9 protein-coding genes are annotated in these 12,401 nt (G+C 53.8%); 3 read left to right on the top strand and 6 right to left on the bottom strand.

Annotated elements, in window-relative coordinates:
• Positions 1-760 precede the first annotated feature (760 nt).
• Complete coding sequence (locus HMPREF2932_RS12585; RefSeq protein WP_071410292.1) at positions 761-1,669, bottom strand: UTP--glucose-1-phosphate uridylyltransferase; 909 nt, start codon at positions 1,667-1,669, stop codon at positions 761-763.
• Between the two features lie 143 nt (positions 1,670-1,812).
• On the opposite strand from HMPREF2932_RS12585, the gene HMPREF2932_RS12580 reads away from it, so the two are divergent.
• Positions 1,813-3,192 (top strand): sialidase family protein, encoded by a 1,380-nt coding sequence (locus tag HMPREF2932_RS12580; RefSeq protein WP_071410291.1) that lies wholly within the window; start codon positions 1,813-1,815, stop codon positions 3,190-3,192.
• Here HMPREF2932_RS12580 and HMPREF2932_RS12575 read toward each other — a convergent pair.
• Together HMPREF2932_RS12575 and HMPREF2932_RS12570 are read right to left on the bottom strand one after the other, a co-directional pair.
• On the bottom strand, positions 3,189-3,860 hold the full coding sequence (locus HMPREF2932_RS12575) for a DUF4276 family protein (RefSeq protein ID WP_049154667.1): 672 nt from the start codon (positions 3,858-3,860) through the stop codon (positions 3,189-3,191). The genes HMPREF2932_RS12580 and HMPREF2932_RS12575 overlap by 4 nt on opposite strands.
• 2 nt (positions 3,861-3,862) lie before the next feature.
• Positions 3,863-4,999 (bottom strand): AAA family ATPase, encoded by a 1,137-nt coding sequence (locus HMPREF2932_RS12570; protein WP_065422020.1) that lies wholly within the window; start codon positions 4,997-4,999, stop codon positions 3,863-3,865.
• Positions 5,000-5,216: 217 nt separating this feature from the next.
• Here HMPREF2932_RS12570 and HMPREF2932_RS12565 point away from each other — a divergent pair, with 217 nt between their 5' ends.
• Positions 5,217-7,481, top strand: a complete 2,265-nt coding sequence (locus HMPREF2932_RS12565; protein WP_071410290.1) for a DEAD/DEAH box helicase — start codon at positions 5,217-5,219, stop codon at positions 7,479-7,481.
• Between the two features lie 91 nt (positions 7,482-7,572).
• Positions 7,573-7,854 (top strand): hypothetical protein, encoded by a 282-nt coding sequence (locus HMPREF2932_RS13320; RefSeq protein ID WP_210397802.1) that lies wholly within the window; start codon positions 7,573-7,575, stop codon positions 7,852-7,854.
• Positions 7,855-7,919: 65 nt separating this feature from the next.
• Here HMPREF2932_RS13320 and HMPREF2932_RS13505 read toward each other — a convergent pair whose 3' ends face one another.
• The 3 genes from HMPREF2932_RS13505 to HMPREF2932_RS12555 all read right to left on the bottom strand — a co-directional run.
• Positions 7,920-8,993, bottom strand: a complete 1,074-nt coding sequence (locus HMPREF2932_RS13505; protein WP_141756316.1) for a hypothetical protein — start codon at positions 8,991-8,993, stop codon at positions 7,920-7,922.
• The gene (locus HMPREF2932_RS12560) at positions 8,990-10,048 is read right to left on the bottom strand and encodes a DUF262 domain-containing protein (protein ID WP_049154669.1); all 1,059 of its coding nucleotides are present in this window, start codon (positions 10,046-10,048) and stop codon (positions 8,990-8,992) included. Before HMPREF2932_RS12560 ends, HMPREF2932_RS13505 begins: the two co-directional genes overlap by 4 nt.
• A 1,127-nt stretch (positions 10,049-11,175) precedes the next feature.
• The coding region (locus HMPREF2932_RS12555; RefSeq protein WP_084739049.1) for an APC family permease at positions 11,176-12,401 on the bottom strand (1,226 nt) is incomplete at its 5' end.

The following is a 12,401-nucleotide window of genomic DNA, read 5'->3' as shown; positions in this document are numbered from 1 at the left end:
CAATCATCAGGCCACCGATGACAAAGCCGATGAGTGTTCCAGCAAGCCCCGCCTTCTGCATCCAGTCGAAGGGCAAGATATAGGCACCCCAGCCAATCGCCGCGCCCAAGGCCATGGCAAAGACCCACGAGGGCTTCATCGTTTTCCGCAGTGTCGCATTCTCCGACATGTAGTTTCACTCCAGACAATTCACCTTGAGCGCCAGGACCTTGCGGACGATCCCAGCGCGCGTTTCTGGAAAGTCTAGAGGTTCTTGGTTAGGTGTGCTGCAGATCTAAGAAACTTAACGCGGGGTTCCACCTTTCATTCAATGAACCTAACCGATGGTGGCCATCGCAGTGTTCTGCCGCTGGACACCCAGATACTGCGAGTACGCAAGTACTTCCAACGCAGGCACAGAGCGCTTGACGACGCCTCCTTTTGCCCACCACCATAGGCAGCTTGGCGCCCATGAATTTTAAAAAGGATGATATCGCGCATCTAAGTGCGCTTGAATTACTTGGGCCTAAAACTGATCGGAGTCAAGAATTTGTGGAGGGACCCCACAAGCCAATTCCCGGCGAAAAGGGTTTCCTCTTCGTTGGGATAAATGGTCAAGCTAGACGGCGGTTAAGATCCGCGGACCAATTGGCAATCTCCCGTCCTAAGTACTCGACGTAACGGCGACGGTCCTCCTCATCCAAACCCTGAATCTGAGCAATAGGCGTATTAGTGTTGTCAGGTTTTGAAATGGTTGGCTTTATCAATCTAATCCCACCACCTAATTCGCATAGTGACCGCGGTATTTCTCCATGATTGCCTCAATATCTCGGAATAACGCCGGCCCGTACTTCGGGTGGCGCAGACCAAACTCCACACTGGCAGGGATAAAACCTGCCGGGTTTCCCAAGTCGTGGCGAATACCATCATGAACAACGACGTGGACGGGGTGCCCTTCGGAGATGAGCAGATCGATGGCATCAGTCAGCTGTAGCTCCCCTCCTTTACCCGGGGTGATGCGGCGCAAAGCATCGAAAATTGCGCGGTCTAACAAGTAACGCCCAGTTGCCACCAGATCCGACGGCGCATCCTCTACTGCTGGCTTTTCCACCATCCTGACGACCTTTTTCACACTGTCCTCATCAGTGCTCTCGATATCGAACACGCCATAGTTCGACACCTGCGCAGGGTCTACTTCCACGGCCAACAGCACCGAGCCACCGTGTTCTTGGCGCACACGAATCATCTCGCTCATGGCTGCAGTGGGCTCGATGACGTCATCGGGAAGCATGACAGCAAAGTACTCTTCATCGTCATCCAGCACGGTCTCCGCCAAGCCGACGGCATGCCCCAGCCCCAAAGGCTTTTCCTGCACAACTGCTACCGGCTGAATAATCTGCGCGGCACGCTCCACCTTCGCCGCCTGCTCGTCCTCGCCGCGGGCACGCAGGATCTCCACCAATTCAGGAAACTCATCAAAATGGCGCATGACCTCGTCCTTGCTAGGCGAGGTCACAATAGCTAGCCGTGTTGCCCCGGCACCCGCAGCTTCCTCGGCAATCATCTCAATGCCTGGAGTGTCCACGACTGGGAGCAACTCCTTCGGGACAGTCTTCGTAGCAGGCAGGAAACGCGTACCCATACCTGCTGCGGGGACTACAACAGTGCGGACGGAAGTGGAATTAGCCATAGGGCGATCTTAATGTATGAAAGTCCATTAAGCCGTTACTCGCTGCCACAGTGGAGCAGATATGTTAGGACACCTCCCACCATCCCCGCCGAGGCTCGCTAGAATACTTATTCGTCTCGTTCTCACGCAAAAAGGAGCCCCTCATGCGTCGACCACCGCGCACCGGTAAAGCACTCGTCGCTCTCGTCTTAACCGCCTCGCTGGCTACTGGCCAGGTCACCGCACCAACACCTGCACAGGCACAACAGCTTCCAGCATTCCAGATGCCGGCGATGCCCCAGTTCAACGAGGAGCAATTCCGCCAAGCGATCACCGCACTGGTGGCACTTGCCGCAGGTATCGGCGGTTTGGCGCTCCTCGCAGGCATCCTTCCAGGAATCGGTTCTTCCCAAAGCCCTACCCCCACTCCCACGCCGACGGCGAAGCCAACCCCCTCCGAACAACCGAGCACAACCGCCGCTCCGACGGCCAGCACTAAGCCCAGTGCCACCTCAGCCAAGCCGACCACGAGCGCTACACCGGCTCCGACGACGTCCGTGGAACCTTCCTCCGGCTATGCACAACACGTTGCAGGCATCAAGGACCGACTCGCTAATAGCGAAGATAAGGCACCACTCTGGGCTTGGACAGCACCGCGCGGACCGCAGCTCAACCTCCCCACCCATGAGGGCAGCGGCCAAGCAACGCATCCCTCAGTCCTCTACTTTGAAAACGGTTGGAACGGTTGGAAGTACTGGATGGCCATGACCCCGTACCCGGGCAGTGATGAGAGTGAGGAGGACCCCAACGTCGTCGTCTCCAACGACGGCTGGACCTGGCAGTTTCCAACCGGTCTCGCCAAACCTATCGATGATCAACTGGGCAAGCCCAACCCGCACAACTCCGATACGCAGCTCGTCATGGCTCCAAGCGGAGAAATGTACTTAACGTGGCGCATGGTGGACCGTCCTAATGGCAAGACCAACCGCATTTTCTTGGTCACGTCCACCGATGGCGTGCGCTGGTCTGAGAAGGAAGAAATCTGGTCCGGCGAACCGCAGTTCATGTCCCAGTCCCTTATCTGGACTGGTGACAACTGGCGCCTTTACGGCGTTGCAAACCGCGCCGGCGTGCCTAACCGAATCATCTTTTACGAGAGCACCGATCTCAAGACGTGGTCCGCGCCCCGATACCCCTCTATTGATCCTTACCTTCAGTCGAACGAGCGCTGGTGGCACATTGACGTTCAACGCTACAACGGCGAATATATTGGTCTAGTACACATCATTCCGAGTGGCACAGTCCAGAAGGGCAATCTATACCTGATGCGGTCAAAGGACGGCATCAACTGGAAGCGCTCAGACACCCCGATCATCTCCCATGAGGAATCCGGCTACCCGAACCTCTACAAGTCCGCCCTCGTGCCCCACGGCAGCGGCGATGACCTCACCTTCGAGTTGTACTACTCCGGCTTTAGCGACGGTTCCCGCCCCGAGTGGCGTATCAACCGCACCGTAGCAGAACGCGTCCAAGCGGACTTCTAATCAAGGAACTCGTCGACCCACTGTGCAAAGGTGGGGCATGCTTCCTTCAGGATGGGCCATGGAACCTCATTGAGTATTCGTGGCCCATCAACTTGTTTTTCATAGCGCTTGCCTAGCTTGTCTTCCCACCATTTCGCCACACGATGAGACGGTGAAGTTACTACCGAGCCGTTAATAGCTTCTACATCGCCGTGTGCCTTTGTCAAAGCTGCCCGCGCTTCTCGGACAACAGAAGGCTTTTCCCTTGTGTTTCCAGAAGCCAGCGCCGCAATTACGAGTGTCTCAAACTCATAGAGGACCGGACCCACTACTAATTTGCTCTCGTCAACGTCAAGACCTTTGACGATAGATTCCGTTGCGTCACGTTTCACCGCATCCCGGAGTTCGGGACCAACAAGCTCAGAATGCATCTTCTGGAATTCGGAACCATAGACGTCAAAGAGAACACCCACTTTGTCTATCCCCGGGTTCCTCAAGAAATTGCGCGCAGGATCCACCATGTGTTTCCACGCGCCTCCACCACGAGCACTGATGCCGCGTTTATTTGTGCCTGTCTTTGGAGGATTCGTGATTACATAGATGCCTTTGGAGGCCGCTAGCTGAACCAAAATACGCTCGGCAAACTGCTGTTCAGTTTGCCCCTCGACAATCAGGTGACGCACGGACATATTTACAGTGCTTCCTCGTATCGTAGATTTCCGCCCAAGAGGTTCATCCGCCACATCTCTCCTAGGGTGTAGTCGCTCAAGAACGCTTCCAGCTGCTTTTCAGATGGAGACACAACTTCGCTTTCTCCGTTGTTCCTAGTGAGTACTGCCACGTTGTGCACAGAGAATTCATCAAGAAGGAGGGCCGACTGCGTAGCGACCACGCATTGACGTCCTGCATGGGCAGCCTTGCGTAATAGTGCCGCCAACTGCACGATGGCATGTGGATGCAGGCCCAACTCGGGCTCATCAAGAACAATGCACTGTGGTCTATCAGGCGAAAGCAACAACGTTGCAAGGCAGATAAATCTCAGCGTGCCATCACTAAGTTGCGCCGCGTTAAAAACAGTATCAAGGTTCTTCTGTGCCCACCTCAAACGCACGTTGTCTTGCGAAGCTCCTTCTGGGACCAAGACGAAGTCATCGAAAAAAGGGGCCACGTTGCGTATTGCCGAGACAATCTCAAAGTAGTCATCAGGATGCTCATCCTTCAGCCGCAGTAGGTACGCAGCGATATTTCCGGCATCGGGATGAAGGCTTAAGTTGTCGGCCACCGAAGAAAAAGTTTTCGGTGGAGCCTGGGGTCCTACATCGTCGAAGTGGAACACCCGAATACCCGCAAGGAGTGGGCGAACGTACTGAGCGAAGCGCTGTTCCTTACCGCTGAGTTTCTCCAGAGCAGTCTCAGTTCCAGCCGGCAGAGGGCTATCGTACGGCGCCGCGTATTTCTTGCGGTCGTGGAAGGTTAACCACTCCTCGAGGAAGGCTTTATCCTCATCTGTACTCTTGAGACGCGCAATGTATCCATTTGATTTGCCGGCATCGTTGGGACTGAACTGCACATTCAAGGAAAGGACTGAATCACGCCCTTGCGGTCCAACGTGGAGGAGATTATTCATTCCGCCACGTGCGAGCACATAATTTTGAAGTCGACTCTTCATGATGTGGGCCATCAGTTCAAAACTTCGGATGATGTTGGATTTGCCTGCACCGTTTGCACCGATAAGAACTGTCACGTCCGGTGCCAAGGTGAGCTTTACGTCCTTGATGGACGCAAAGCCTTTAACGGCGACGTACTCAATTGGCTGAATGGTGCTCATACAGGAAACAATACAATCTTGTTCCCCGCCGGGCGCGTCACCGTGGGCTAAGCCCACCGTCGGCATACCCCCGTTCAATTAGGGCGGAGAGTGTCCTCACGCTTTTGCGTTCAACATCATATTTGTCGAACAAGTAAGTTTGGACTCCACGATTAATTGGGGCTTCTAGCCGCATGTCGTCCGATAGACTAGTTCCGACGCACAAGGAACACGCACCATGACTGAACAGGAACGCCTCCAAGCACTTGAAACTCGCGTTAGCGAATTGGAGTCTCAGGTGGCCCAATTACTGCAGGCCCTCGGTCATGCTCCTTCGCGCCCCAGTACTGCAGACACACCGCCGCCGGCGAACGTTCACTCTGAAAACCGCTCACCGGAAGAGAAGATTGCCCTCTTCATGGATTACTTCACGGGGAGGACAGATGCCTATGCAGTGGCCAAAAATACTGCGGGAAAGAAGGCTTGGTACCCGGCTAGCAATGGCTACTATGACCGAAGAAATCCCGACCTAAAGCCCCTGACGCCAAAGGTGATCGAAGGACATCTGCGCCGTGACAACCGCTTCCACGTTGGGCTTTATCCACTGTGCACAGACGACAGTTGCCGGCTGTTGGTCTGCGATTTTGATGATGATGACTTCAAGCAAGCCGCCCGCGCCTACGCGGAAGAATCCAAGAACCAGGGCCTCGACCCACTCATAGAAGTATCGCGCTCTGGGAACGGAGCTCATGTCTGGGTGTTTTTTGACGAACCTATTCCCGCCAGCCTCGCCCGTTCCGTGGGCATCGGGCTTCTTGCCAAAGCTAGCCCGGATTCCTACTTCTCCAGTTTCGACCGGTTCTTTCCGTCCCAAGACACGCTGCCGGCGAAAGGCCGCGGTTTCGGCAACCTGATTGCCCTCCCATTAGCAGGCCACCATCGTGCCGAAGGCACAACGGTCTTCGTCGACAGTAATTTTCAACCTTTGTCAGACCAATTCGAGGCTTTGGCAAGTACGAAGAAGTCAACACTTTCCGAGCTCAAGAGAATCTACGCTGAGCTTCAGCCCGATCCCGAGACATCCCTCCCCCAGGCACCCACCCGCGCCGAGCTAATGAGGCTCAAGGCTTCTGGGAAAGTCCACGTCACCCACGATTCGCACGTCCACGTCGATTTATCGGGCGTCGACGCCACCACTCGTTCGGCCCTGCGGCACCTCGGTGCTATTGCTAACCCGCAGTTCTATATCAAGCAGGCCCAGCGTTTCTCCACCTTCGGCACTCCGCGGCTTATCGTGCGCTTTGATGAGAAGGACCAGATCCTCACGCTAGACCGCGGCACGCTCGATGACGTCCTCGATATTCTGAAAACCGCAGGATATACCGTCACCCGCCGCGGCCATACACCGAAACCACAGCGTATCGATGCATCCTTCGCCGGCGAACTACGCCCCTACCAGCATTCCGCCGTCACACAGATGCTCAAGCACAAGTCTGGAATGCTCATTGCTCCTCCCGGCACCGGTAAGACCGTCATGGCCTGTGCAATCATCGCGCAGCGTCAAGTTCCCACTGCAGTGATTGTTCCATCCAGGGAGCTTGCTACCCAATGGCACAAAGCCCTCAAACAGTTTCTTCCAGACGTCCACGTTGGGCAATACTCGGGCGCTAAGAAGAAGCTCAGCGGCGTGGTAGACATTGTCACAGCTCAGTCCATCAGCCGTAGCGATTCCAAGACTGACTTTCTCTCCAGCTACGGCCACATCATTGTTGACGAATGCCACCGAGTCGGAGCCGCGGGTTTAACCAATGTCCTCGCGCACCTCAACGTCCGTTTTATGCTCGGTATGACCGCGACACCGTACCGATCCGACGGTCTTGATAAGTTACTGCCTCTCATTTGCGGCCCTATCCGCCACACCGTCGAGCTCGATCGCCCTGGGCAACGCAACTATGTAGTCCACAACACGGACTTCACCTACGATGCTCCTTACCTGTTCTGGCCCGACCTCGACACCGCCCTGGCGGCGGATGAGCACCGCAACCAACTCATCGCCGATGTCATCTCACAAGCAGCGCAGGACGAACACACTGTCCTCGTCCTGGTGAAAAGACGCGAACATCTCGCTGCCCTCAACGCCTTGCTTGCCGACGCCCCCTTCCCCGTCCTCCAACTCCACGGCGGACAGAAGGCTACTGAGCGGCAGGCCGTGCGTGAACAGCTTGCCACCACACCGCATTTCGTCCTTTTAGCCATGTCCCAGGTAGCCGGGGAAGGCATTGATCTTCCCGCGCTGGATACTCTTGTGCTGGCCGCCCCAGTAAGCTTCCGCGGCGTTGTCATTCAGCAGGTTGGCCGAGTCACGCGCGATACCGATGACAAGGAAAGCATCTCTGCCACCGTCCACGACTTTCTCGATCCCAACGTCCCAGCCCTCGCCGCAGCCTTCAGAAAGAGAAGCTCCACCATTGCCAAGCAGGGGTTCACTCGCAATAGTATTTAAAGGTGCCCCGTGCGTGACCGATTTCTACTAGATTAGGGGCCGCGTACAACTGAAATCCTTGTTGGTCAGCCAGATGAATCGGAGCAGCACAGTGGCTGAATTTGTAATCATTTACAAACGTAAATCCGGAGAGTCCCTCATAGAACAATTCTCGGACTTGACTCAAGCACTTAAGGAACGCCTCCGCCGCGAAGCAGCAATTGACGATTTTGATATTGAGATCGCCCACATTTCAGCGCCCTCACTAGAGTCCTTGAAAAAGTCGCATTCACGGTATTTCATGGGCAAAGCTAAGTTAGAAGGTGGCCAGAAGGGATCAGCCCCCAAAGCGGCGGTGTCGCGCTTCTCAGTGACAATCCTTCGACCTCCATAAGAAATGCGCCTCAGCTCTATGAGTGATGACATTAGGTTCGCCACTAACCCCGCTCACGCGACAATTCAACCGAGACCAATCCACCAATCACTAATTCGGCCCTCCGAAGAAACCTCTAAGACTAAAGTCATCCTGCCTTTTCTCGTTCGACTTATCAAACCTCGCGCACAGGTTACCAAGGTTCCATCGTCGCGAACCAAGTGAACCGCGCGACTATTATAAACTTCCGTAGTCAGTCTTCCCAAGGCCACCTTTTTTAACACTCTTCTTTCTGCCGCTCGCTGCCCTCTCCTCGGTTTTGGGAAAACGTAATAAACGTCGAGCACACCCTGAATCTGGGCACCGTTGGGCAAATTACTTAACGGATCAAGGGAAAGAATTGCGAAGTGAAATAAGAGGTCAATCGATAAGCAGACCAATGGAACAAAGGGGGCATTGGTTTTCGACTTCATCAGCTGCGACTGCAGGGGGTAAGAATGCGCCGCATCGTGACGAGCTTCGGCTAGCTTGGTAAATCTCTCCTCCAAGGAATCATTCAAATAATTACGCCAAATTGAAGGATTAGTTTCATTTAAATCCTTGACCAAAAGGCTAAGGATTCTGTTAACCGCACTATTGAAAGATGGACCTTTCTTCTTTGAGAAGTCTTCAAGTAGGTCTTTTATTTCTGAAAACTTGAGGTTCGATCCGCTCCATTCAAAAGCCAAATCGGACAACGACAACCTGGATCCGTCCCCCGAAAACGAATGAATGGAGTTTAGAACCGATTGGTTATCGAGTGGAGAATACCTCCGCTTACTTCCTGAACCCAGATAATAAAACTGTCTTTTTACCAACTTCTTAATAACTTCATTGCTTTTGGGCAGCTGCAACGACGATATTGCACTAGCCCAACTGCGAGAACGATCCTGATAGAACTGCTCAACTGACTGAAACAAAGCAACATCGAGACCGCGGGCAAGAACATCTTCGACGCCATCTTGCAACCATGCTCGCCGCGAGGACTCACTTGGACTCATTCGACCTAGTCCCGCTAGGTCTGAAGCACTTTCTTCGAGGGAAACTGCGGCATTCAATTCATCGACAGCCTCAATAAGCCGCTCAATTCTGTCACACAGCCCATGCACAGCGTCATTCATGCTCTATTGTTTAAGAAATCGTCGATTACCGAAGAAACGGCATCAATGCGGTGCACTACTTTACTGGGAGTATTTGTGGAACTCGTAAATGAATTTACAAACTCGGTATCTACGAAGATGTTTCTAAAATGCGCAAGAAATTCTTCAGAATTTTGCTCAAGCACCTGACGTTCCCGCTGCTTCAAGTTATACAGTGAAACCATCTCAGCGTCGAACAGTCCACCAATCACTTGATCACGCCATCCACTTTCTGGAACCCAGCGTTTAAATCGTTTGCGTCCGAAAATTTTCTGGGACGAAAGTAGGATTTCAGGAAAACTGTCGGCAATGCCATGAATTTTCCTTGCCCTGACATCTCCCCCCTCAGACAGGTCCATAACGGTATCCATAGCGGTGGATTGGTCATTAAGGAATTTAGGATAAAAGAAAACCATCGTAATGAACCTCAAAACATAAGTCAAATCATCCATTCGCTTATACGCGGGAGAATTAGTGGACTTAATTTTGAGGGATTCAAGTAATATTGGATTTTCTGCAAGACTATGGATCTTGTCGTTTAGCGGGTTATCGAACAGCGCGTTTCGAATCTCCTGGGCGTTTAGAGGTTTACCCTCAGTATTCAGACGCCGGAACACTGTCCTAGTCAGCAGCTCGTTAGTATTCCGTTGAACAATGACAGTTCTGAGAGGTCGGAAATCCAATTTATGCCTCTGCTCCTCTGGCAGCATCTCGCAAGTCATCCCCTCAAACTCGCATAGGTAATCGAGCCCTTGGAGCTTGAAGTCGTTGCGGAAGAAATTCCGAATAGCCGTTAGCCGTTGTTTACCGTCAATTACCTTATACGAAGTTGACTCCTCCGAAAGATAAATAGGAGGAACAGGAAGGTTCAATAGAAAACTCTCTATAAGTAAAGATCGTGCATGGTCGTTCCAACGGTCTCGACGTTGAAACTTGGGAACCATGTCAATCACCGAAGATTCCATCATTTGAAACAAGGACAACAAAGTGTTGTCCGAAGCCTGTACGGAAAGCCCTTTTGAGCTGAGTTCCACCATCCGACTATCCAATGTTCCGTCCCTCAACCTTAGTAATTTGCTCTATCTAACCCTTGATGGCAATTCTAACGGAAAGAATTAAGCTGCAACGGCAAGTTGCTTTAACGAATTCTTCAAAGTAACAGAGCTCTTAGTCTCGGCGAACTTCGAACCAGCGTACGACACTATCCAAAGTTAGACCCGAGTTCCCCAGTAGACATTGATTTTTCACGAACTCTCAATCTTGCCCTAGTACTCCTCCAGTAAGACATACGGGTCGGCGAGCGGAACTATGCCGTACTTCGATGGGTAGACCTACATTACAGCCCAAGAGATAGAGTCGACGAGATGACGCCGAGGCTATGACGATTGCCATCATGCGCGATGTGACAGATGCGGTGTGTCCATCGGAGAAGCGTGGAGCAATTGCGTCGTTAGTCAGGGCCCCTTAAATCCCCAAAAAATTCGGCGGGGACTTAGCAGAACTAGGTTTCAGATTTTGAGCTTTCTAGACCTTCAACGGAGGGACTCTACGAGCAAGTCTTCTTGCTCAAACGAGAGCAGAAGGCCGAAAAGCCAACCAGTTGTACTGCCCTACCCCAACGCCGACTTCCATGCTCAACTCAAGCTCGATTTTCTCAGACTCTAACGGTCCGTTAGGAGTCTCGCGGATTATATCCGGTGCTATCTGCTCCCCGAGTAGTTCCTAAAGATACGTCTGGGCAACCCCTGGGCTCTAGCTTCTCAAATTGCTCATTAGACGCTTGACCAAATCAAGTAGCCTTCACCCTCGGTGTCAGCCCTATTCCCATTTCGTGCTACCCGTACCGCAGCAAACCGCACCATTCACGCCATATTTCAAACATTGGACGGTAGTGCTCACAATAGAATTCCCATGCCAGCTGCGCAACGTTCAATCTTTGACGCTCTCGGTGTTTGAGTTTCCGCTTTTGGTTCTTCTGTTGCGATCTAAAGCACTCCATCAGGAGATGCTTTAGCGAACCTTTGCACGATACGGTCTCCGCCTAGAGAAGATATTTGCAAACTTACCTTGCAGAGTTAGCACTCGTCTCCAAAAGCACGTCATCTTCACCCCAGCCACCCCACGACTGGCTGCAGCGCCTAAACACTGCCGACTAGCCACCAAGCTATTCCAAAACCAACGCCGCCGTCTCCTCCGGCGGCACATCCTTCAGCTGGCGGCTCTTAACGGCCCACGACGCCAGCCCCAGCACAATCCAGACCACCAGCGCGATGAGCGGAGCCGTCCCGAGCATGCCAGGCGAGCCCGGAACAAAGAGCAGCGCCAAGAACCCGATGGAGAGGATGCACCCGGCCAGCGCGAAGTACTCATAGAACTTGTTCGGTGCAATGGGCTTCGGCATCCCGGGAACCTGGCCGGTGCGCGCAATCTTCCATGCGCAGAAGCAGGTATAGAAGTACGCCACGGTGATGCCAGCACTGGACATATCGACGACCCACGTCAACGCCGCGCGCCCAAACCACGGGGTTACCAGGCACACCGCGCACACCAAGAGAATCGCATTGCGCGGGGCATGCTGCTTACCCTTGAGCTCACCAAGGCGGCGCGGGACCAAGTTCGCCCGCCCAAGCGTAAACAGCACACGACTTGCCGCGGTGTAGAAACCATTAAGGCCCGTCAGCACACCCGCGCTCACCGCAACGACCATGAGCACCAGTCCGGCCGACCCCATCACCTCGCTGATGGCTGCCGCCGGTGGCCAAGCCTCGCCCTCGAAGTCGCTGTGGTTGGTGCCCACGGCAATCGACGTCGCCAACATCATCGCCATGTAAATGACCGTCGCAACAGTAATACCCCACAGCAGAAGACCCAGGGCCTTCCGCGGCGAGAAATTGAACTCGCCCGCCAGCTGCGGAATGGAATCAAAGCCCACGTAGGCCCACGGAGCAAAAGCAATGATGGTCGCCACCGCCGCTGCCGGCGGCACATCCACCGGGAAAGCTGGGGCAAGCTCCGGGCGCTCGACGACGTAATAAATCACCATCGACGCCACGATGACCACCACCGCCAGAATCATGAGCACAACGGCAAAGAACTGGAACTGGCCGGAAAGCGCAGCACCCTTAGAGTTCAACCACGCGAACACAATGATAAACAACGAGCAGATGATTACTTCGGGGAGATAGATGATCCACCCGGCGACGTCGTAAAGCGCGCCCCGCATGACCAATTCAGGGAACGTGACGCGGAAGACGAGCGTGACCGCCGACGCATTCAACGCGACAACACACGAATACCCCAGCGTCAGCGCCCAGCCTGCGATAAACGCATGAGTCCGGCCAAGTGCCGCCATGGCGAACGCCACGCCACCACCGGTCAGCGGCAGCGCGC

The organism is Corynebacterium sp. HMSC074H12, from assembly GCF_001813755.1.
GTDB lineage: Bacteria > Actinomycetota > Actinomycetes > Mycobacteriales > Mycobacteriaceae > Corynebacterium > Corynebacterium hiratae.
Note: the sequence above shows the minus strand (reverse complement) of the source record. Positions and strands in the feature narration are given on the sequence as shown.

Coding starts and splice junctions, on each gene's coding strand:
- HMPREF2932_RS12580 (WP_071410291.1), top strand. CDS start 1,813: ATGCGTCGACCACCGCGCACCGGTAAAGCACTCGTCGCTCTCGTCTTA.
- HMPREF2932_RS12570 (WP_065422020.1), bottom strand. CDS start 4,999: ATGAGCACCATTCAGCCAATTGAGTACGTCGCCGTTAAAGGCTTTGCG.
- HMPREF2932_RS12585 (WP_071410292.1), bottom strand. CDS start 1,669: ATGGCTAATTCCACTTCCGTCCGCACTGTTGTAGTCCCCGCAGCAGGT.
- HMPREF2932_RS12575 (WP_049154667.1), bottom strand. CDS start 3,860: ATGTCCGTGCGTCACCTGATTGTCGAGGGGCAAACTGAACAGCAGTTT.
- HMPREF2932_RS12560 (WP_049154669.1), bottom strand. CDS start 10,048: ATGGTGGAACTCAGCTCAAAAGGGCTTTCCGTACAGGCTTCGGACAAC.
- HMPREF2932_RS13505 (WP_141756316.1), bottom strand. CDS start 8,993: ATGAATGACGCTGTGCATGGGCTGTGTGACAGAATTGAGCGGCTTATT.
- HMPREF2932_RS12565 (WP_071410290.1), top strand. CDS start 5,217: ATGACTGAACAGGAACGCCTCCAAGCACTTGAAACTCGCGTTAGCGAA.